This is a genomic window from Micromonospora sp. NPDC005206 (assembly GCF_040608175.1).
Classification (GTDB): Bacteria; Actinomycetota; Actinomycetes; order Mycobacteriales; family Micromonosporaceae; genus Micromonospora.
In genome coordinates, this window is record NZ_JBEXHU010000036.1 from 17,303 (window position 1) to 38,744 (window position 21,442).

The window sequence follows — 21,442 nt, forward strand, 5'->3', positions numbered from 1 at the left end:
CTTCCCACCGCCCACCGCCGGAAGGACGCGCGCCCATGCCCGAGATCCTGTTCGATGAGGCCGCCCGGCGTCGCCTCCAAGCAGGCATCGACGCGCTGGCCGACGCCGTCAAGGTGACGCTCGGTCCCCGGGGCCGCACCGTCGTGCTCGGCAGACCGGGCGGACCGCCGAGCATCACCACCGATGGCGCCAGCGTCGCCGCGGAACTCACCCTCGGCGATCCTTACGCCGACCTGGGCGCGCGCCTGGCACGAGAGGTCGCCGGCGCCACGAAGACCGAGGCCGGCGACGGCACCACGACCGCGATCGTGCTCGCCCAGGCGATGACCCGGCACGGGTTACGGGCGATCGCCGCAGGCGCCTCCCCGGTCGCCGTCCGGCGCGGCATGGACGCCGCGGTGGACTCGGCCAGCGGGCATCTGCGGCGCAGCGCCCGGCCCGTGGCCGGATACGCCGACCTCGCCGCGGTCGCAACCAACGCGGCTCAAGACCGGGAGATCGGCGAGTTGGTCGCCACCGCGCTCGAAAAGGCCGGGCCGGACGGGGTGGTCACCGTCGAGGAGTCGGAGGCGGCCCGCACCGATCTGGATCTTCTCGACGGGTTGCGGCTGCCCACCGGCTACCTGAGCCCGTACATGGTCACCAATCCGCAGCGGTTGACGGCGGTCCTCGATGACCCCTACGTCCTGCTGCACTACGGCCGGATCGACACGCTGGCGGAGTTCCTGCCGCTGCTGGAGCGGGTAGTGGCGACCGGGCGGTCCCTGCTCGTGGTCGCCGACGATGTGGTCAACGATGCCCTGGCCACCCTGCTGCTCAACAACGTGGAGGGCTCGTTCCGCAGCGTCGCAGTCAAGGCGCCCGAGCTCGGCAACAGCCGCAAGTCGATCCTGCGGGACGTGGCGGCACTGACCGGCGGCGAAATGATCACGCCGGAGGCCGGCCTGCGGCTCGACCAGGTCGGCTTGGAGGTGCTCGGCCGAGCCCGCCGGATCGTCGTCACCCGCGACGACACCACCATCATCGGCGGCGCCGGGGACGTGGCCGCAGTGCACCGGCACATCGCCCAGATCCGCACCGAACTCGCCGTAGCTACCTCCGATTGGGAACGGGAACGGCACCGCATGCGGATAGCCCGGCTGGCCGGCGGGGTCTGCGTGCTCCGCGTCGGCGGGCACACCGAGGTCGAGCGGCGTGAACGCAAGCAGCGGGTGGACGAGGCCGTGTCTGCCACCCGCGCGGCAGCCCGCGGCGGTGTCGTCGCCGGAGGCGGGACCGCGTTGGTAAAGGCACGGGCGGCACTGGACAACCTGCCGGCCAGCGGCGATGAGCGAACGGGGGTGGGCATGGTCCGGCGCGCGCTCGCCGAGCCGCTGCGATGGATCGCGGCGAACGGCGGCGCGGACGGGCCGGCGGTCGCCGAGCACGTCGCCGAACTGCCGGAGCACGTCGGGTACGACGCACGCACCGGCAGGTATCTCGACCTGCTGGCCGAGGGCGTCGCCGACCCGGTCAACGTGACGCTCTGCGCCCTGCGCAACGCCGCCTCGGTGACCGGGATGCTGCTCACCACCGAGGCGGCCGTGATCGGCACGGCGAGCAGCCGGGTGGTCGACTTCAACGTCGGACACAGCCACAGCGAGGACGGCCACCACGGCCACCACGGCCAGACCCACGTGCACGGCGACAGCCACAGCCGCGCACACGGCCACGACCACGTGCACTGAGCGGCCCGGAACCTTCCAACCGACGGGCCCGACCGTCGACGACTGATCCGCATCGGCCGGACCGCCCGTCATGCCCTGCAAGGTACCGGCAGCCACATTCCATCGCACCTCAAGGAGAGTCATGGGAAACCTCCACCCCGTCGCGGACTCGCTGGTCAGGGCAGCGGATCTGCCCTGGATCCCGCAGGGCTCCGCCAACGTCTGGTTCAAGCCGCTGCGGATCTCCCCGCACACAGGAAGTTGGGTCAACCTGCTCAAGGTTGCCCGCAGCGGGGTGGTCAGCCGGCACCGCCACCTTTCGGAGGTGGAGGGCTGGGTCATCCAAGGCCGTTGGCACTACGAGGAGCATGACTGGCAGGCCGAGCCTGGCTCGTACGTCTACGAACCGCCGGGCGACGTCCACACGCTGGTCGCCGACGTGACCGACGAGGAGCCAATGTTGACCCTGTTCGCCATCCACGGACCGATCGAGTACGTGACGGAGAGCGGCGACGTCGCGTACGTAGAGACGGCGGCGACGAAGCTGAAGCGGTACGAGGACCACTGCCGCGAGAACGGCATCGCTGCGCAGCCGATCGTCTTTTGACGCGATGACGCAATCGGAGTCCCTCACCGCATCTGCACTGGCCCGCCTCGGACCGATCATCCCGGTCGTCGTGCTACACCGCGCCGACGACGCCGCAACCCTGGCGCGGGCCCTGCTGCGCGGCGGCGTCCGGACCATGGAGATCGCCCTCCGGACGCCGGCCGCGCTTCCCGCGCTGCGGGCGGTGGCCGCCGAGGTGCCCGAGATGGTGGTGGGCGCCGGCACCGTGCTCACGGCCGACCAGGTGGACGAGGCCGTCGCGGCAGGCGCACGGTTCCTAGTCAGCCCGGGCGCGACCGTGGGGCTCGCCCGGGCCGCGGTCGACTCCGGGCTGCCCTTCCTGCCCGGTGCCGGCACGGTCAGCGAGATGATGACACTGGCCGAGCTCGGCCTCACCACGATCAAGTTCTTCCCGGCGGCAGCGAGCGGCGGCCGCGCCTACCTGGCGTCGGTCGCCCAGCCGCTCCCCCACCTGACCTTCTGCCCCACCGGCGGCATCACCGCGACCACCGCACCCGACTGGCTCGCACTGCCCAACGTTGCCTGCGTCGGCGGGTCCTGGTTGACGTCCGCCACCGCGGTCCGAACACGCGATGGGGAAGCGGTCACGGCGCTGGCCCGCGAGGCGGTGGCGCTGCAGCCCACCCCCGGCGCGCCGGCCGGCTGACCGTCGCCACCTGGTATCCGAGCCACTCCAGGGCAACCCGTACCCGGCGATAATCCCACGCGGGCGATAAGTAGTTTTAACTTCCAGCGGTGAAGGGGCGATCGCGCTGCAAGCCTTCGCGTTTGCTGGGTTTCACTGACTGGGGACGGCCCTAATCCATCGTTTCCGATGCGTAAATAACGAATCGTTGAGCCCTTTTCATCCTGGGTAGCGGTTGGCCTCGACGTGGTGCAGAACGAGGATTGCCTGCACGATCGCGGTGGCTCGGCGTGGGCAGCAGCGCAGCTTGGAGAGGATCTTCCAGCCTTTGAGGGTCGCGTTGGCACGTTCACCCCCGGGCGAGTATCCGGGCGTGGCCGCGGTCAGGCGCATCCAGAACCTCACCCGGGAAGCCCGTGAACTGGAACTACAGATCACCGCGGTCATCGACGCCCACGCCCCGCACCTGCTGCAACGCAAAGGCGTCGGTCCCGACAGCGCCGCCGCCCTGCTCATCACCGCCGGCGACAACCGCGACCGGATGAACAACGAAGCATCCTTCGCCGCCCTCTGCGGCGTCAGCCCCATCGAGGCGTCCTCGGGCAAAACCCGCCGACGTCGCCTCAACCGCGGCGGCGACCGCCGCGCCAACGCCGCCCACCGCATCGCCCTGACCCGATCACGCTGCGACCGACGCACCCGCGACTACCTCGACCGACGCACCGCCCAAGGCCTCACCCGCCGCGAAACCATCCGCTGCGTCAAACGCTACATCGCCCGCGAAATCTACATACTGATCCGACAGCTCAACCCCACCACCGAGTTTCCCCGAACGGCTTGCCAAACATAGGGGCATCGGCGCCGCAGCAACTACTCGAAGTAGATAGAGAACGATGACCGCTACGCTGGTAGCGGCCATCGTTCTACACCAGTTACCTAGTCCCGGTCCCGGCCGGGCTTCCACTCGGTGGCAGCGATCCCGTTGAGGTCCCAGACGACGTCGCCTTCCCGCAGGGTCAGCTCAGCGGTCAGCTTCTCTTTTCCGTCCAGCCGGAAGCCGAAGGAGTCGACGAATCCGAACCGTCCCCGGTCAAGGCTGAACACCGCGACGTCGGCAGGCGCCCCGACCGACAGGTGCCCCAGGTCGGGGCGCTGGATCACCTGTGCCGGCGTCCACGTGCTCGCCTTCACCACGTCTTCCAGCGACATGCCGAGGGTCACCATCTTGGACATCACGTTCGCCATGTCCTTCATGCCGCTGTTCATCGACGTGATGTGCAGGTCCGTGGAAATCGTGTCCGGCGGCAAGCCTTCCTTCATGCCCTGAACCGCCACGTCCCACGAGAAGCTTCCGCCGCCGTGGCCGACGTCGTAGACGATTCCCCGCTCCCTACCCGCATGCAGGGCAGGATTGAGGCGACCGTCGTCGCCAAGCTCCCGACGGAGGCCGGAATACACGTGCGTGTAGACGTCACCCGGCCTAAGCTCCTGGGTCAGCAGCTGCTCGATGGTGCGCTGTTCCGAGTCCGATCCAAAATCGACCATGACCGGAACATCGGCGATCTGGCCGGCCTGGACCGAGCGGCGCACCGGATCCCACTCCGGACCGGAGTAGTGCGCTGTCTTGATGCCGACGATGTGGTCCGGGTTTTGCAGTGCTACTTCGGCGGCCGGCCCCGCCTGCATGTTCTCGAGATCCTGCTCCCGCTCTCCCCCGGCCATGCCCTTGCCGACGATGTTGAGGAACGAAAGCACCCGGGTCTTCGATCGATCGATGACGTTCGTCTTGAATTCCTCGAAGTTCTCCCAGCCTGCGGAACCGGTGTCCACTGCGGTGGTGACACCGGCCCGGAACGTGAACCCGTCCGGGGCGACGCTGTTCCAGCCGGCGGCGTAGTCGTTGGCTGGTCCGACGAACATATGGGCGTGCATGTCGATGATGCCCGGGGTGACGTACTTGCCCCGGGCGTTGACGACCTGCTCGGCGTCTTTCGGGTTGAGAGACTTGGCGACGGCCACGATGCGTCCGTCGCGCACCGCGATGTCCCGGACACCGTCGATGTTGTTCTTGGGGTCGATCACGTGACCGTTGTCGAGGATGAGGTCGTAGCGGGGCTCGGCTGCGGTGCCGGCCGTGCCAGGCTGCTGGATCGGTGTCGCACTCGCCTGGGTGACCTGCCCAGCCCCGACCAACCCCATCGGGAGGATGACCGAGGCGGCCAGAGCGGCCTTCCGACGCCATGAATTCAGTTTCATCAGCTGACTCCTTCTCCGAACGTTGCACCTGCGGCGCGTTCTCGCCGCTGGTGCTGATCGGACGCCCGGTGCGGTTCACCGGGCGTCCGAAATGACCCCATGGGATGTGTCAGATGGCGGCGATGCAGTCGATCTCGACCAGGGAATCGCCTGGGATGCCCGCAGCAGCCGCGATGGTGGTCCGCACCCCGGGCCTCTTTCCGAAGCGACCGAGGTAGACGGCGTTCATGCCGTCGTAGTCGTCCAGACTGTTCAGGTACACGTTGACCTTGAGCACCTTTTCCATCGACGACCCGACCGCTTCGAGGTTGCGCTCGAGCTCGTTGAGCACGTGCTCGGTGTGCGAGGTGATGTCACCGTCAAAGTGGGCGCCGATACCGGAGAGGAACACCAGGTTCCCGAAGGTGACGACCGGGCTGAAGAGCGGGTTCTCCGGAGGTTCCCCGCCTGGCCAGTGAGCCTCCTTGACTGGCGGCTTGCACTTGCACTTGTTGCGGTGGTCGTCGTCCTGTCGGTCCAGGGCGACGGCGCCCGGTACAACGGCAGCCACGGCGGCCACTGCGGGAGCTCGGCGGATGAACTCCCGCCTAGTCGACTCGCTCATGTTCCTCCCTCTTGCTGATTTTGTGCGGTGCTATTTGTGTGTATGGCGTGACGGACTGACTGGCCCGCGCCGCTCGGCAACGCCGTCACCCACGTCGTTTGGCGGACCACTTGGCGGCCAGGTACTCCCCCATGTCGAGGGCGCCGGCCATCGCCTGGCCGCCGGCCGTGCCGGTGAAGGTGAAGCTGAGGGCATCGCCGTTCGACTCCGGGTAGTTGCTGCGGAACCGGACCTGGCGGTCGCTGATCGTCCCGGAGAGTGTTCGCGAGACGAACTCGCCCTGGTGTGTACCGGTGACCTCGTTGCCCTGCTGAGTCAGCTCGAAGACGTGGGTGGACGAGCTGGCCAGGTACTCGATCTGGACCTCCCACCGACCGGTGAGGTCGACCGCCGGCGGCAGCGTCGGCGTCTCCGGCTGGGGTGGCGGGTTCTTCAGCAGCTTGTAGAGCTCGTTCGCCACCGTCCGCTCATCGCCGGGCATCATCATGTACGGGGTGATCGAAACCCCGGTCAGTCCGTCACTGCTGGTCGAGCTGCAGGCGATCCGGGGTTCGCCGGCGTCGAGCGCGCTGACGGCGGTACTGCCGGACAGGCGGAGCTCCTTCTCGTTCCAGAGCACCCGAAGCGACGGTGTCCGATTGGACAGGCCCGTTGGCTGCACGATCCTCGTCGTGACGCCCCGGACCTTTTCCACCCGGCTGGCGATGTGCTCGAGCCATGACGTCCATTGCGCCCACTCGGCGTCGTGGTCACGCCGTACCCACATCTCCACGGCCATCAGCATGCCGATGGCCTCCTCCTTGCCGACCTTGAAGCCGCGGGCGAAGCCGTGGTGCGGGGCGCTGTGCACCCAGGCCGCGCGCACCAGGTCCTCGCGGCCGAGCACCAGCCCGGCCGATTGCGGGCCCCGGATGGCCTTGCCACCGCTGTACGCGACGAGCGTCGCGCCGTTGCGCAGGTGGACGTTGGGGATGGTGAGGATCTCGGCGGCGGCGTCCACCAGGAGCGGCACCCCGCGCGGCTCGGTGATATCCGCGATCGCCCGGGTGTGGAGTTCGCTGTCGTCCACCCGTGGTCCGGCCATCACGTAGACCATTGCGGTCTGCGGCCCGATTGCCGCCTCGAGCTCGGCGCGGGTGTTCACCTCGACCACGCGTACGCCGACGGCGCTGACCGCGGCCTCGTAGACGTTGCGGGAGTGCCGAGGGATGATCACCTCGGTCTTCTGGAAACCCGCCAGGTCGGGAATGCGAACGTGCAGGTCGGGGTTGCCGCCGGCGACGCAGGCGGCGGTCGCATGGGTCAACCCCGCCGAACAGCCGGAGCTGACGAGGCCGAACTCCGCGCCGGTCAGCTCCGCCAGCCGGGTGCCGACCGCGTCCGCCAGCTCGTCCAGGTGTACGTAGTGCCGCGCGGCCGCGTCGATCGCGTCCCGCACCTCGGGCAGCATCAGGGATCCGCTGATGATGGTGAACGTGCCACGAGCGTTGATCATCGGCCGCACGCCGATCGACTCGTAGATTCGCTTACCAATGCGGAGTCCGTCGCCACCTGCCGGCGCGCTCGCCATTGTGGGGGCCGCCATTGCCACTTCCTGCAGAAGTGGACTCAGGGCGAGTACGCCGCCCACGACGCCTCCGCGTTTCAGCAACTCACGTCGGTTCAGTGTGCCTACCTTTTTCACAGCTCCTCCAGTCCATCGCGCGGACGCGGATGCTCGTGCCGGCTCCTGCGGGGCTCCGAAATTGTGCGGCGCCTCCACGGCGGGCCCTCAGCGGACAATCGAGACGGCGGTTGGCGACCACCGTACGATGGCTTTGGCGAGGCGTTAAGCGCATCTCCCTGATGCGAGTATCAGCAAATCTGATCCACACGCTGAGTTGGGTTGATCAATGGCTCGTATCGTTTCCGAAAGGTGATCGGCATCGACCCTGCCCGCCCCCGCACGGCCCCTGCAAACGGCCGGGAACTGCGGAAACACACCCCCTAGGGGGTCTGCGCACCCAGCGCGTGAGGGTCCACCGGACGGCCGCGACCTCGTCGGGCAGGCGTTCATCAGTTGCCTGGATGGGTCCATTCCATTTTCGTTATTCACGGCGGACGACACCTCACCTACTGTCGTCCGCGCCCCGCTCGGCGCACCGGTCGCCATGAAGGGAGCGGATGGGTACGACGGATGGGCGGCACCGTTGGCGCTCACGCTTCGCATGGTCACGCCATCGCGCCAGGCCATATCCACGGCGACATTCCCATTTGTCCACGGCGGCTGGCGGTGTCACTGAGGACGTGAGCGAAGGCAACGGGACGGGCACGCCGATCACCCGTACCGACCGGGGAAGCCGGCGGTGGGCCCGCCCTCACCGCTGGACGAGACGACGGTGAAGGCGGGCTGCCGCGGGCACCTGGCGCTCTACGCGACGCCCGGCAGGCGTACGGACTGGGTGTGCCGGAAGGTGTTGGTCGGGTCCCAGCGCCGCTTCACCTGCTGGAGCCTGGGGTAGTTCTCCTTGTAGTAGAGGTCGTGCCATGGCACGCCCGACGTGTTCCACTGTGGATCATTGAGATCCGCATCCGGGTAGTTGACATAGCACCCGTCGGTCACCCCGTTGAGGACGGGAACGCCGCCAGTGCTGCGGTAGACGTCGCGGTAGAACTCGCGCAGCCAGGCGACTTTACCGGCCTCCTCGGCCGGATCGCTCCAATAGCTCTGATACTGCAGCTTCAGGATCGAGTTGCGGTGCGCCACCGCGGTCGCGCCGGCCTGCACCGCGTTGATCTGACAACCGTACGAGCTGACCTGGAGCAGATCGCTGCTGTTCTCGGTGTTGGTCAGGTGTCGGTAGATGGTGGCGATCTGGTCGTCCGGGAAACCGGTGAGCATGTACGTCGACTTGTAGTCCGAGCGTCGCGTCCAGCTGCCCCCACCGCCGGAAGATCTGATCGACTGGTACCACTGCACCGCCTGCGGAACGAAGAACTCTGGCCTGGCCTCCTGCTCGCCGGCCCGGACCCGCATCGGTCGCGGCGCGCTCAACCCCGCGCTGACCGCACTGATGAACGCCTCCAGCCGCTGCGCCGCGCCCGGCGTGCTGGCCTCCATCTGAGTAGACATCGAGATCTCGCCGCTCGCCGCCGTGTTCAGCGCCAACGAGCTGTGCAGTCCCGCATAGGGCGAGCCCGGGGAACTGTTGGCCTCGTGCCAGGTCCCGAAGTTCTTCAGCAGCGTACGGAACCTGCTCTCCGTCATGTCGGCCCAGTCCCAGGAGAGGGAGTGCGAGTACACCTGTCCCGGTGGCTTCGGCAACTGCTCGCTCGGCGGCCGGTTCTCAGTGCCCGGGGTGCGGAGGAAATAGCGGGTGACGATACCGAAGTTCCCCCCGCCGGCACCGGTATGCGCCCACCACAGGTCGCGGTTGGGATCACCCTGGTCCCAGGTGGCGATCACCGAACGGGCCCGGCCGCGCTGGTCCACCACCACGACTTCGACCCCGTACACATGGTCGACGGTCAGCCCATGTAGCCGGGAGAGCAGCCCGAAACCGCCGCCGCAGATGTGGCCGCCGGCGCCCACCGAACCACAGGACCCGCCCGGTATCGTCACACCCTGGGACCGATACAGCTCCAGGTAGACCTCGTAGAGCGTCGCGCCGGCCTCGACGACAAATGCGCGTCGCGCGTCGTCGTAGTACACGGCACGCATGACCGACAGGTCGATGACGACTTCCACGTCCGCGTTGTAGACGAAGTCCTCGTAACAGTGCCCGCCGCTGCGTACCGACAGGCGCTTGCGGGCTCGTACCGCGTCCTGGACCGCGTCGACCACCTGCTGAGTGCTCTGCACCACCCGGATGTACTCCGGGCGGCCGGTCCACCGCCGATTGCTCCCGTAGACCATGTCTGCATATCGGGCGTCGCTCGGAGTCACCGTGACCGCTTCTCCCGAGCTGGTGAGCTGCGGTGCGCCCACCGGCAGGCCGGCTGCGGCGGGGCGAACTGGCGCGCCGGCGCTCAGGCCGATCCCGGCCGCGCCGCCCAGCGCCGCCGCGCCACCCAGAAGCACTTTCCGACGGGACACGTCACTCATCCACAACTCCCATCCATAGGAGGTAATCGGGCCGCACCACAGCCGACGGACGACAGCGCTGGCCTGGGCTCCTGATCCGTACGTCATTCATCAATCTGGCCGGAATTTCGGTCGGCCTGATGTCGATGCCCCGGTCAGCTATTTCCGAAAGCTGCAGTTCGAGTGCGGCCGGACGTCCGCGCTTGGCTCATTTCCTGGCGCAGCCAGATTCTTGAACCGGCCCGGGTCCGACTCTATTACGTCCCACGCAACGGGTAAATAGTCAATTATTGATGTCTACATCAGGCACTCTGATAATGCCCGGCACATCAGGCGTGGCGACCGCAGAGCGCAAGCGGCAGCGACCGGCGCGCGCCCTGGCGGCGGCGCGTGCGGCCCGTTAGCGGGCCGCCTTGATCGATGTAAGGAGAGTTCTCCCACTCGGCCGGCAGCCGGCCCGGCCTCGCCCTGCAAGGATGACGGCATGGACCGCGTCGAGGGCCGCTGCTGGCTGGACTGGTGGGCGAACTCATCCACCCTGCTCGGCAGCATCGAGGTGGCCGTCGTGATTACCGCCGCCGACGCCGGCTGGGAGGCCCGCGGTCACCTGGTCAGCGACCGCAACGAGGACCGCGACGCGTTCGCATTCCTGTGCGACCTCGACCCCGTCTTCACGCTGCGATTCGAAGACGATAGTGCTGTCGCCGTCACCGTGCAAGCCGCCGATGAGACATCGCCGCTTCAGCCTCATTGAGTACACCGGTCCGGTTCATCGATCGGTCGGAAATTGCATCGCTCGATTGCGAGTTGTCCAACACGCCGCAACTGGCTCCCGGGAAGAAGATCTCGGGTAGGGACGACGTCGGGCTCTACAATGTGGCTACCAACAGCCAGGTGTACTGGGCAAGCAGCTATGCCCCAGGGCTGAGGCAAGGTAGAGGTATGTCTGATTCATTCGATTCCGAGGAGTCGGAGGGGTCGGTAGGGGTCGCGGGCGTTGTGGCGTAGGGCTTTGGCGATGGTGGTGATGCCGGCGAGGCGGAGCAGGCTGATGGCGGTGTTGCGCAGGGTGGCCATGGCACGGGGTGCGTTGCCGGTACGGACCTGGCTGGCGTCCTCGTCGTAGGTGACGTCACGCACGTGGTGCAGGGCCTCGATGGTCCAGTGCCGGCGGAGCCAGTCGGCCAACTCGGCGGGGGTCGCCTGCGCGGCGCTGAGGTTGGTGATGGCGTAGACGGTGACGGTGGACCACCGCCCGGTGCTCAGGTTGAGGCGGCGTCGGCGGATCCGCAGGGCTTGGGTGGCGTGGGGGAAGTCCAGCGCGAGGGCGCCGGTGCAGGTGACGGCCTGTAGGCGGCGGATGTCGTAGCGGCCGTGTCCGCGTTCACTGGTCTCGTCCTGGACCGGCACCCTCGACCAGGGCAGGTTCTTGAGCTGCCGGTATAGGCCGGGCTGGTTGTACTTCACGGTGAACAGATACGCGGCGCGCTTGGTGTCGACGAGCCAGCGGGCGTGCTCGCGTTGGGTGTGCAGGGCGTCGGCCGTGACCACGGCCCCGGTCAGGTCCAGGGCGTCGAGCAGCGGCGCGAAGCGGGTGATTTCGTTGGTCTTGCCGTCGACGTCGACCTGGCCGAGGACCGCGCCGGTGTGCTGGTCGAGCACGGCGAGTAGATGCTTCTGCGTGCCGGCGCGGCCACTGCCGCGCAGAGTTTTGCCGTCCACACTGTAGGCCCGTCTGCGCGGCATGCCGGTCGCCGATGCGGCAGAAGCGATGATCCACCGGCTCACCGCCGTGTCGAGAGCGTCAGCGTCGACATCGACCAGGATCCGGCGGATCGTCGAGGTCACGGGCGGCCGGTACTGGCCGGTGAACGGATCGCGGAACACGGCGAGGTCGGCCAGAACCCCCTGTGGGACATCGGCTGCCCACTCACCGATCGCCGTCACCGACCGAGCGCCGGTCAGGACCGCGGCTACCGCCACTGCCAGCACACCGGCCAGCACGTGGATTACGCCGCGTGGGTCGCGCTGGTCCGGCACTTGCTGCAACGCCTCTACCAGGCTGCGAGCACCCTCCGGTTCCGTTACCGGTGCCACGGCCGGATCCGCGTGCCCGGCTAACACGTCGATCAGCGATGATGAACCCACGGGCGTGACCCTTCGATGCTCCAGCCTCAACACCTGGATGATCATCGGAAGGTCACGCCCGCCCCCATACCACCATGATCAGGAGCGCCTACACGAACCGCCCGTAACAGTCATATCGCTACCTTGCCTTTGCCCTGAGCTATGCCCCCGGGCGCAATCCCGTACTACGGAGGGGACCGATCCCTATCCACCTGGTGGGAGCCGGCTGACAGCGACACTGCGCCGACGTACATCAGGGGCTTCGCGACTGTCTTCCACATCTCTGCTGCGCAGATGCAGTGGGAGGAGCTCGGGCGTGCGTTCACAGAGGACAGTACCGTGCAGTACACACCAGAGTACAAGGACATCGCTACGAACACGTGGCGGCCGCTGGTCGACAGGAGTACGAACACCACTGCGTACACGGCTGACTAGTCGCCTTCGACCAGGTGCTGACGAACGCAGTCAGGCTGAAGATCCTGGGTACGACCGAGAACGTCAAGGTCGGAGTCCACGAGCTCAACGTGTTTGGGGAGAACTACAACCTGGTTGCCTCAAAGGACATGATCACCCCTTAGTCTGAAGCAGTAGGTAGGGAGCGGGCGAGATCAATCGATCTCGCCCGCTCCTTTTTGTCGCTCATCTCAGCACGCCCCGGGTTGCCTCCAAGTCCGCCTGCGGAAGGTGTATGTGACGACAGACCTGGGACGATGCTCAAGCTCAGGTCCGGGAACCTGCGGAACCGGACCGAGCAAGGGAGCTATCGCCAAGACCTGTGGATCAAGATCTTTCTGTGCTGGCTACCGCACCGTCAAATTCTGGTAGTTGGCGGCGTAGGGCTGGTAGGTCGGGTTGCCGGAGTAGGCAACGTGGACCCTGTACCTCCCGGGCTGTAGATCGGCAGTCTGCAGTGTGACGACGGCCTTGCCGTCCGTCAGTGGTACGACCTGCACGGTGCCGCCGAAGGTGACGGTGACCTCACCGGTCGGGGTCGGAGCCTGCTGCTTCTGCCCGCCCGCCGGCCCAACAGTCACGTTCAGGCTGACCGTGTCCCCGCGGACAACCGATGCCGGCGCGGTTCTCGCCTGGACCTTGACGGCGGCCGGGCCGGAGGGCACCTTGAACGACGCCGTACCTTCCGACGCCTTCAGGTAGTCGAAGCCGAGGTACTCGGCCTTAACGGTCCGGGCGCCCGCAGCCAGACCCGTCGGCAGCGTGACCGTGGCCGCGCCGTCGTTCAGGTAGGCGAGCTTCGACCACGAGCCGATGCTGAACCGCACCTGACCGCCGGTCTCGAACCCGTCGGCTGCCTTGACCGTGGCGGTGGCCGTGGTCGTCTGGGCCCCGCTCGCGTACGGATCGACAGCCACCTCGGTGGTGGTCGTGACGTCGCTGTTCGGGATCTTTCGGATGTCGTTCCACTCGCGGAGGGTGAGCGGGATCACGGTGCCGTGGCGCGGACGGACAACACCCGCGTTCGTCATCGTGATCGCCTTGGCGTTCCAGGTCGGAGCTTCGATGTTCTCGTGGCACGCGGCCTGGTATCCACCGCCGTTCGTGTACCGGTCACCCCAGAGGTAGAACTGACCGGGGCAGGAGGTGTCACCAGGGTTGGCCTTGAAAATGACCGGCCCCTCGTACCCCTGATTGGCGACCCAGGTCGTGCGGCCCAGAGCCGGAGCGACCAACTTCCAGTTGTCGATGTTGCTGCCCAGGAAGTCGGTGTGCTTCTCGGAGAAGATGTCCGAGCCCTGGTTGCCGGCCTCGTTCTTGGTCACGCGGTAGTAGTAGTCACCGACCCGGATCGCGGTCGTGTCGATCCGCGACTTAGGGGCCGGGTTCTGCCAGACCTTGGGACCGGAGAACGTCTGGAAGTCGCGCGTCGTGGTGTACCACATCTGCGCGTTCCCCTGACCGGTGCGGTTCACGGGGTCGTTCCACAGCGACTGTGCCCAGAACACGGCGTAGGCGCCGATCTCGTCGACCCACAGCGACTCGGGCGCGAAGGCGTTGCCCGCGTTGTCGGGCGCGACCTTCACGTGCCGCTGAGGAGTCCAGTGCACGAGGTCGTGCGACTCGAACACCTCGATGTACTGGGTGTCGTTGATGGCGTATCCGCCCTGGTCGTACCAGTTCAGGTCGGTGGCGATCATGTAGTACGTGTCGCCGCCGGGTGAGCGGACGATGTGCGGGTCACGAAGGCCCTGGTCGCCCAGCTGGGAGATGAGCGACGGCAAGCCTCCGGTCAGACCGGTCCAGTCCAGAGCGGTGTTTCCGTTGGACGTTGCGAACATGATCTGCTCACCGTCGCCGATTCCCTCGCCCTTGAAGTACCCCATGAAGTACCGCTCGTACTCCTCGGAACGGGGCATGGCGGTGATGGTCACCGGGAACGACTTCGTCTGCGAGGCTGAACCCTTGGTGATGGTCGCCGTCAGGGTGGCGGCAACATCCGCACGGCCGAAGGCCGGGCGAGTCACCTCACCCGTCGGGGTGACGAGCTCGGTGGTCGACTTCCAGGTGATCTTGGATCCGAACTCGCCGTTGGCAGGGATGTTGATGTTTCCGCGCACGTCGTCGGTGTCGTACAGGGTCAGGTCGAACCTGTCACGGTCGACCGCCTGCGCGTCGTCGAACTCGGCCTTCACCACGATGGGGATCTCTCGCGTGGTGACCTGATTGGCGCCCTTGCGGACAGTCGCCGTGAGCGTGGCCGTCGCGTCCGGCTGCCCCTGCGCGGGGCGGGTGATCCTGCCGGTCACCGCAACTTTGCGTGCGCTGGCGACGGCTGGCGGGGTGTAGACCGCGACGACCGACGGGTCCGAACTCGTCCACGTGATGGCCGAGCCCGCCACGGAGCCCACCTTGGGCAGAGTGATGTCGCGTACGATCGCACTGGTCAGGCCGAGGTCGATGGCGTCGGCGTCGGCGTGAACGCCAGTGGAGACGGTCCTTTCCGCCAAGGCGAGTGTCTCATCGAGGCTCACTGCTCGGTCGTAGACCCGGAAGTCCCGGATCGTTCCGCGGAATGAGTAGTGGCCCGACGTCTGCGAGCGAGCGAGGAAGTTGCAGTTGGTCCCCGCTGCGTTCACCGAAGGCGGCGTGGTCAGGTTCGTCGACGTCGCGTGCAGCACGCCGTCGAGGTAGAGCTTGCCGGTCCAGCTCGTACCGTTCGCGTTCAGTGACTGGGTGAAGGTGACGTGCGTCCACGCTCCCTCGGGCATGCGGACCCGGGTCTGTTGGAGGTTCGCCGAACCCACCGCGACGCGGAACCGCTGGGTGTTCGACGCGAAGATGGAGCCTTGGGCGCCGGTGTCGACGTCGCACGAGCCGGACTTGGCGCCGAAGCCCCACATCTGGTGCTCGCCGACGTTCGCCGGGTCAATCCACACGTCATAGTCGACGGTGAGGTTCGACATGCCGGCGGTGATGTCTTTCGGCAGGGCCACGTACGCACCGTTGAGGGCGCTCTCGTAGGAGTCGGGGTTGAACCTGACTCCCTTCCCGGTCAAGGTCGCCTTCTCCGGACTCACGAGCGTGGCGTTCGCCGCCGAGCCCGCGCTGCCCGAGTTGACCAGCGTCGTCCCACTGGTCTCGTCGAGGGCGAAGTGGTGCACCAGACCCTCGTTGAGCTCCTCCTCGGCAGCGTGCGAGGGCGTCGCTGCGAACGAGACCGAGAGAAGCGCCCCCAGTACCAGGCCCGCGACACCTCTACCCTTCCGACTCAACGTGTGACGTGACCTTTGCTGTCGCAATCTCAATTGATCCTCCTTGGTCGGTGTCAGACTCCCTCTGAAGTGGATGAGCATTGTTCACGCTAACAATGGCGGCACTACGAGGTCAACGAGACGATGCCCTGCGGTCCGAGCTCCTGGAGTTGCGTCGCCGGTTGGGGATCTCGTGTTTCGCACCTAAAGGTCGGGTGGCCGGCGGGAGTCTCACCCTCCGGCTCCCACAGAACCGTGCGTAACAGTCTCCCGTTACACGGCTCTTGTCATCCTGATCACCAGAACGTCGGTGTCCATGTCCAGTGGGCGAAGAGCCTGGGGTGCTGGCGGGTGATGCGTTTCCAGGACTCGTGGGCCTTCTTGAACTTCCGGAGCCGTTTGAATTTCTTGGCGGATCCAGCGCATCAGGTAGGCGTTGATGCGTCGTAGGAGGGGTAGCAGCGCGAAGCGGTAGAACGCCCCGTAGAAACCAGCCGCGCACGACCGGGTTGGTCCTTTGCGCCAGCTCGGAGAAGGTCAGATGCATCCGCATGTGAAGCCGCCATGAGCGGACTTCTCCGCTGATCCTCTTCAGGGCGTCCTTACTGATCGCGGGCAGGAAACTGGTGAAGAACGTTCCGTTCCTGCTTCGCGCCTTGCGGGAGCAGCGGTTCACCCCGCTGCTGGCCGACGCCGCCCGATTCAGCCGGCACTCGCCCGGTGACAGGTGGTTCGTTGATGAAACGTACGTCAGGATCAACGGAATCTGGCGCTACGTCTACCGGGCGGTCGACCAGCACGGGCAGGTCGTCGACGTGCTGGTCTCGGCCCGCCGTGACGCCGGTGCGGCCCGGCGGTTCTTCCGCAGGGCGCTGTCGACGTTGAAGGTGACACCCAGCGAGGTCGTCACCGACGCAGCCCCGGTCTACCCAGGCGTGCTCGACGCGCTGATCCCGCAGGCGTGGCGCCACGTCGAACAGTGCGCGAACAATCCGATCGAGGCTGATCACAGCCAGCTCAGACACCGGTTGAGACCGATGCGCGGACTACGAACGGACGAGACAGCACAAGTGATCATCGCCGGCCACGCGTTCATGCAGAACCTGCGCCGCGGACACTACGAGCTCGCCGTCGATGCCCCGCCGGCTACGCGGGTGTCGGCGGCGTTCGCCGCCCTCGCCCTGGAGATCTGATGACCTCGGACCGACGCGGGTTCAACGCGCCCGGCGATCCCACAATGCAACGGCACCAGTGCGGCCTACGCCGTCTCGTCGCCGGGCACGGTGAGGCACCGACGGCGGTCGAACCGCTCAGGCTTTACCAGACACCTGCCCGGAAACACTGATAGCCGTTGCGACAAGCGCGGAGACTATGCCCACGACAGCACCGAGGGTCGTCAGCGCCTCCCGCGGCGACGCCCAGAGCCCGCGGTTCATCTGCCGCCAGGCATGCGGAACGATGGTCATCCTGAGCTTCTGCCACTTGTGCTGCCGCTTGCTACAGCCAAGCAAGAGGCCAGAGGAGTTGTTCCGGCACAGGGGTCCGTCGCAGTTGACTGCGCAGCACCAAACCGGGGCTTGAAACAGGAAGAACGCCGTCACCAACAGCGACAGCACGAGCAGCGCCACCGGGCCGGCGGCGCGTCTCCACCGAGCCGTGACGAGGATGATGAACGCCAGATAGCCCCGGTATCGGCGGTTCACTCTGTGGTATAGGAGCGAAGTGCACAAGACGGGAGGGGCTGCGGTGTGCGCAGCCCCTCCGTGTCGGTGTCGTGTTAGCGGAGGTTGAACTGAGCGGTAATGCTCGATCCGTCTTGTATTGTGGCGGCAACGGCGTAGCAGGTGCCGGGGCTCTTCGGGGTCTTCCAGTTGTACTGGAAGTGACCGTCGGTGTAGGTAAGCGATGTCTCGCCGGTGGTGAGAGACTCGACTTCTTCCGTCGGCGCGCTGGCGTTGCAGGCGACATTGGCCACTGTCATGGTTACGAGGGCGGGGTCGGTCAGCTCGGTCGTGTCCGAGTAGACCTCGAACTTCATCGGTACAGTGCTTCCGGCCTTGACGGCGTTGATCACTCCGTCCATGTCGACTGGCTGGTAGAAGCCCCTGATCGTCAGCGGCGTTGCACCCTGCAGTTCGTCGCTGATCCGGTAGTAGTCGAAGTCCACGTAACCGCCGAGTTCGGTCGTCGCGTAGTTGTACAGGGCGAAGCGGTACCCCATGAAGTGGTTATTCGTGCTGTAACTCATCTGCTGGGTGTTACCCAGTTGGGTCCAGTGCACGCCGTCAAGGCCGTAGTAGAACGTTCCTCGGTCCAACTGACCTGCGAAGTCTGCATCCGCCTTAAGATAGACCGTGTTCGACGTGAGAGGAAAACTCGCGACATCGGTGTGGTTCGTGGTCGAAGAGCTGTTCATCATGACGATGGTCTTGGCACCATTGTCCATTCGCACCTCGATCGTGCCGTATCTAGCAGTGAAGAGCGCGAGGCCCGCACGATCGCCGTTCTTCATGCTGCTGACATCAACCGCTACCTGGGCGGAGGACGCTGGCCCAAAGGTTCGCTGCGTCAGCGAGTTTCGTGCATTTAGCACGTTCGTGGCCATCTGCCCCGTTGCAAGCCGCAGCCAACCCGGACGCTCAGTGAGCGACCAGTACCGATTGTCTGGATTGTGGTTCCACTGCCATTCAAGCTTGAGGTTCGAGCCGTTGTATACATACTCCGGCAAAAGAGGATCCAGGATCGCGTCGTTGTAAGTCGGCTTTGGCTCGCTATTGGTGAACTCATCTGACGAGACAACGCTCTTCATCTCGAAGCCCTGAATTGGCTTCGGGCCGCCCCGCGTAAGGTGAAGGCCAGTCTCGTCGTCACCGTACATCGGCCAGCCATCGGTCCAGTGGATTGGCATGACCCAAGGGATTCGGCCGACTGAACCGCTGTCGCGGAAAACTACGCCGTACCAGTTACCCTGCCCGTCGTCGACGATGTTGCCCTGGGCTGGCCCGCCAGTGCCATTCCCGACCCGGACATTCTCCTGGGCGATTGTCTTGGACTCCCAAGGGCCCTCGAGACTACTCGCGCGGTGGGCAACCTGGGTACGCGGCTTCCCGGAAGGCCACGTGATGCACTCAACGTAGTAGGTGCCGTCGATCTTCTGGATGTGGCAGCCCTCTGCAAGCCCGCTCGTGGGCGTAATTCCAGTGATCGGGTCCGGCGCGTGGATGTTCTGGATGAGCACCCGCGACTGGGCGCCCGCGGCGATGCCGGTCACAGTCTGGTTGACCTCAATGATCCTGAGGGGATTGTTGCCGTAGACGAGCCAGTTGCGTCCGTCGTCGTCCATCAGGAGGCTGCCGTCGTGGTACCGGGTGTTGACCTCTGTTCGGCGCCACGGTTGGTGCTCTGGATCCTCGGTCTGGAAGAAATAGGTCTTGTTCGTTGTCGGTGACGGGACAACGATGTAGAAGGTTCCGTCCTTGTACCTTAGGCTGCTAGCCCAGGTCCCTTGGCTGTACATGTTCTGGTTGTTCTTCAGCGTAGTCGCCGGCCTGTCATCCATGATCAGGTACGCGTAGCTGATGATCTCCCAGTTCACGAGGTCGTACGACTTCATGATCGGAACACCCGGGTTCATATGCATTGTCGTGCTCGACATGTAGAAGGCGTCACCGACCCGGATGACGTCCGTATCGGGCACGTCTGCCCAGATCATTGGGTTGTCATACGTCCCGTCACCATTGTCAGACGAGCCGATGACCGGCATATCTGCGTGCGCGGGCTGGGCAGTTGCCAGGCCCCCGACAGCTAGGATGAGCGCCATCATGACGGAGATGGCCCTCCGCCTTCTTGTCAACAGATAAGGCATAATGCACCTCTTCCTTTCCTTACACTCGACAGTCCGGTCCACGAGTTGGACCGGACTGTCGACTCTAGAGATTCACGAAGGGGGTGCAGGGGACGGAGCGGAGCCCCTCCCTGTCGGTGTCGTGACTAGCGGAGGCTGAACTGAGCGGTAATGCTCGATCCGTCCTCTGTCGTGGCGGCAATGGCATAGCAGGTGCCGGGGCTCTTCGGGGTCTTCCAGTTGTACTGGAAGTGACCGTCGGTGTAGGTAAGCGCTGTCTCGCCGGTGGTGAGAGAATCGACTTCTTCCGTCGGCGCGCTGGCGTCGCAGGCGACATCGGCCACTGTCATGGTTACGAGGGCGGGGTCGGTCAGCTCCGTGGCGTCCGAGTAGACCTCGAACTTCATCGGTACAGTGCTTCCGGCCTTGACGGCGTTGATCACCCCGTCCATTTCGACTGGCTGGTAGAAGCCGCTGAGGGTCTTCTTCTGCGTGAGCAGGCCCGGCCGGTAGGGCAGGAGGCCATAGTCACCGCCCGAGCTCGGATCGCGGCCCTGGTAGAGCAGCTGCAAGTTGCAGGCGTCGATGGTCATGGTCTGGTCGGCGCCGGTGCGAATCAGTTCGCCGTGGCTGATGTCGTTGGTCCAGGTGGCGCCGCTGTTGGCCTTGCCGGCGAAGGGGTTGCTCTCGGTCGCGGCCTGCGGGGTCCACGTACCGTCAAGGCTGGTGGCGGTGAACGAGCGGAAGTACCGCCCGTTGGCGCCGATCGCTTCGACGATCATCATGTACTGGTCCTGGCCCTGCACCTTGTAGACCTGGACCGCCTCGAACAGGTTGTTGCGGGTGTCGCTCATCACGATGGTTGAGGCGGCACCGAAGTTGCCGGGGAAGTTGCCGATCGGCATGCTGGCCCGATAGATGTTGCCGTTGTCCCCGGCGAAGAACAGGTACATGTCGGTGTCATCACCGATGACCGCCTGGTCGATCGGCCCCGTGCCGGAGTTGGAGATTCTTCCAGTGAACAGTGGGCTCGCGGCCGACCACCCGTTCGCGTTGGTGGGGTCGTGGGAGGTCCGGTAGATGAAGGGCCACGGGCCCCACTGATAGGCCAGGACCCAGATGTCCTTGGGAGCGAAGTAGAACAGCGACGGCGCAACCGTGGAAGAGGTCATCGTGTTCTGCGTGGCGGTGGCCATGTCAGACCAGTCGTCGAAGAGGCTGAAGTTCATCGAGCCCCACGACGTTCCCGTGTCGTGGGTGGTCGCGTAGACGAGATGCTGGCCGTTGTACTCGACCGTGGAGAAGTCCTTGAGCGAGACCGATCCCGCCTTCGGAGTCGCGAGTGACCCCGTGGACGTCCAACTGTACTTGGCAGGAAGCGGACACGACGTGGACGAGTTGGCCAGCGGAGCGTCGTCGACGTCGGCGGAAGCAACTTGGGTCGATACTGGCACGAACGCAGCCAGCGTTATGACGGCGGCAAGACCTAACGAACGGATACTGGGTTTCTTCACTCTCACTGGTACTCCTGTTCTTTGGTTGCCCGCCGGCTGGGGACTTGCCAGCGGGTCGCCGGAGCCAACGAACTGCGTTCGCCTTCGTTGGGATGGACCGTGCTCCTCCCCCTGCTGACGGGGAGCGGCGTGGCCCGACCAGGCTGGCGGTTCTATGTGACCGCCACGGTGCGCGGCCTGCAGGCCGCCAGTTGGCCCCGAAGTCAGCCACCCAACACGACACGGGCCATCCCCCCTGAGGCGGGTGTTAGCGCTAACATTTCGATCCGATCTCTAGGCCGTGTTTCATAGCTCGGTTCAGAGCCATTCGTTGATCGCGGCGACGTGGAGTGTGGCCTGGTAGCGCACAGCGAGTTTGTCGAATCTGG

Annotated in this window: 14 protein-coding genes and 3 pseudogenes; 6 read left to right on the plus strand and 11 right to left on the minus strand. The window is 65.8% G+C overall.

Features of this window, described 5'->3' with window-relative positions; translation table 11 throughout:
- Positions 1-35 precede the first annotated feature (35 nt).
- The 3 genes from groL (at position 36) to eda (ending at position 2,980) form a co-directional block, all read left to right on the plus strand.
- Positions 36-1,727 carry a chaperonin GroEL gene (gene groL, locus ABZU69_RS34390; RefSeq protein ID WP_354968435.1) on the plus strand — a complete coding sequence of 564 codons (1,692 nt, stop codon included), beginning with the start codon at positions 36-38 and terminating at the stop codon, positions 1,725-1,727.
- 121 nt (positions 1,728-1,848) lie between these two features.
- A complete protein-coding gene (locus ABZU69_RS34395) occupies positions 1,849-2,313 on the plus strand; it encodes a 2,4'-dihydroxyacetophenone dioxygenase family protein (RefSeq protein WP_354968436.1) in 465 nt (154 codons plus the stop codon).
- A gap of 4 nt (positions 2,314-2,317) precedes the next feature.
- Entirely contained in the window at positions 2,318-2,980 is a 663-nt protein-coding gene (eda, locus tag ABZU69_RS34400; RefSeq protein ID WP_354968437.1) for a bifunctional 4-hydroxy-2-oxoglutarate aldolase/2-dehydro-3-deoxy-phosphogluconate aldolase, read from the plus strand.
- A gap of 198 nt (positions 2,981-3,178) precedes the next feature.
- Here the strand turns inward: eda and ABZU69_RS34405 are convergent.
- Positions 3,179-3,313 (minus strand): annotated as a pseudogene (locus ABZU69_RS34405) (IS5/IS1182 family transposase); the annotation flags it as partial.
- A gap of 19 nt (positions 3,314-3,332) precedes the next feature.
- Between ABZU69_RS34405 and ABZU69_RS34410 the strand changes: the two are divergent.
- Positions 3,333-3,809 carry a transposase gene (locus tag ABZU69_RS34410; protein WP_354968438.1) on the plus strand — a complete coding sequence of 159 codons (477 nt, stop codon included), beginning with the start codon at positions 3,333-3,335 and terminating at the stop codon, positions 3,807-3,809.
- 86 nt (positions 3,810-3,895) lie between these two features.
- Here the strand turns inward: ABZU69_RS34410 and ABZU69_RS34415 are convergent, their stop codons facing one another.
- The 4 genes from ABZU69_RS34415 to ABZU69_RS34430 form a co-directional block, all read right to left on the minus strand.
- Positions 3,896-5,158, minus strand: coding sequence for an amidohydrolase/deacetylase family metallohydrolase (locus ABZU69_RS34415; RefSeq protein WP_354968439.1), 1,263 nt, complete (start codon positions 5,156-5,158; stop codon positions 3,896-3,898).
- Between the two features lie 166 nt (positions 5,159-5,324).
- Positions 5,325-5,774 carry a RidA family protein gene (locus ABZU69_RS34420; RefSeq protein WP_354968440.1) on the minus strand — a complete coding sequence of 150 codons (450 nt, stop codon included), beginning with the start codon at positions 5,772-5,774 and terminating at the stop codon, positions 5,325-5,327.
- A 130-nt stretch (positions 5,775-5,904) separates the two neighbouring features.
- A complete protein-coding gene (locus ABZU69_RS34425) occupies positions 5,905-7,314 on the minus strand; it encodes a hypothetical protein (protein ID WP_208869502.1) in 1,410 nt (469 codons plus the stop codon).
- Between the two features lie 915 nt (positions 7,315-8,229).
- A complete protein-coding gene (locus ABZU69_RS34430; protein WP_354968441.1) occupies positions 8,230-9,903 on the minus strand; it encodes an FAD-binding protein in 1,674 nt (557 codons plus the stop codon).
- A 463-nt stretch (positions 9,904-10,366) separates the two neighbouring features.
- Here ABZU69_RS34430 and ABZU69_RS34435 point away from each other — a divergent pair, with 463 nt between their 5' ends.
- On the plus strand, positions 10,367-10,636 hold the full coding sequence (locus ABZU69_RS34435; RefSeq protein ID WP_354968442.1) for a hypothetical protein: 270 nt from the start codon (positions 10,367-10,369) through the stop codon (positions 10,634-10,636).
- Positions 10,637-10,833: 197 nt separating this feature from the next.
- On the opposite strand, the gene ABZU69_RS34440 is transcribed toward ABZU69_RS34435, so the two are convergent.
- Both ABZU69_RS34440 and ABZU69_RS34445 read right to left on the minus strand, forming a co-directional pair.
- Positions 10,834-11,979, minus strand: a complete 1,146-nt coding sequence (locus tag ABZU69_RS34440; RefSeq protein ID WP_354968443.1) for an ISAs1 family transposase — start codon at positions 11,977-11,979, stop codon at positions 10,834-10,836.
- Positions 11,980-12,809: 830 nt separating this feature from the next.
- Positions 12,810-15,626 (minus strand): immunoglobulin-like domain-containing protein, encoded by a 2,817-nt coding sequence (locus ABZU69_RS34445; protein WP_354968444.1) that lies wholly within the window; start codon positions 15,624-15,626, stop codon positions 12,810-12,812.
- A 755-nt stretch (positions 15,627-16,381) separates the two neighbouring features.
- Between ABZU69_RS34445 and ABZU69_RS34450 the strand changes: the two are divergent.
- Positions 16,382-16,909: pseudogene (locus ABZU69_RS34450) on the plus strand (IS6 family transposase); the annotation flags it as partial.
- 117 nt (positions 16,910-17,026) lie between these two features.
- On the opposite strand, the gene ABZU69_RS34455 reads toward ABZU69_RS34450, so the two are convergent.
- The 4 genes and pseudogenes from ABZU69_RS34455 to ABZU69_RS34470 form a co-directional block, all read right to left on the minus strand.
- Positions 17,027-17,419 carry a hypothetical protein gene (locus tag ABZU69_RS34455; RefSeq protein ID WP_354968445.1) on the minus strand — a complete coding sequence of 131 codons (393 nt, stop codon included), beginning with the start codon at positions 17,417-17,419 and terminating at the stop codon, positions 17,027-17,029.
- A 74-nt stretch (positions 17,420-17,493) separates the two neighbouring features.
- Positions 17,494-19,623 (minus strand): family 43 glycosylhydrolase, encoded by a 2,130-nt coding sequence (locus ABZU69_RS34460; protein WP_354968446.1) that lies wholly within the window; start codon positions 19,621-19,623, stop codon positions 17,494-17,496.
- Positions 19,624-19,706: 83 nt separating this feature from the next.
- Positions 19,707-20,060, minus strand: a complete 354-nt coding sequence (locus tag ABZU69_RS34465) for a PxKF domain-containing protein (protein WP_354968447.1) — start codon at positions 20,058-20,060, stop codon at positions 19,707-19,709.
- Positions 20,043-20,948: pseudogene (locus ABZU69_RS34470) on the minus strand (non-reducing end alpha-L-arabinofuranosidase family hydrolase); the annotation flags it as partial. The gene ABZU69_RS34465 and the pseudogene ABZU69_RS34470, both read right to left, overlap by 18 nt.
- Positions 20,949-21,442 lie beyond the last annotated feature (494 nt).

Excerpts from the sequence above, each read along its gene's own strand:
- groL (WP_354968435.1), top strand. The coding sequence starts at position 36 with ATGCCCGAGATCCTGTTCGATGAGGCCGCCCGGCGTCGCCTCCAAGCA.
- ABZU69_RS34395 (WP_354968436.1), top strand. The coding sequence starts at position 1,849 with ATGGGAAACCTCCACCCCGTCGCGGACTCGCTGGTCAGGGCAGCGGAT.
- eda (WP_354968437.1), top strand. The coding sequence starts at position 2,318 with ATGACGCAATCGGAGTCCCTCACCGCATCTGCACTGGCCCGCCTCGGA.
- ABZU69_RS34415 (WP_354968439.1), bottom strand. The coding sequence starts at position 5,158 with ATGGGGTTGGTCGGGGCTGGGCAGGTCACCCAGGCGAGTGCGACACCG.
- ABZU69_RS34425 (WP_208869502.1), bottom strand. The coding sequence starts at position 7,314 with ATGATCAACGCTCGTGGCACGTTCACCATCATCAGCGGATCCCTGATG.
- ABZU69_RS34430 (WP_354968441.1), bottom strand. The coding sequence starts at position 9,903 with ATGAGTGACGTGTCCCGTCGGAAAGTGCTTCTGGGTGGCGCGGCGGCG.
- ABZU69_RS34435 (WP_354968442.1), top strand. The coding sequence starts at position 10,367 with ATGGACCGCGTCGAGGGCCGCTGCTGGCTGGACTGGTGGGCGAACTCA.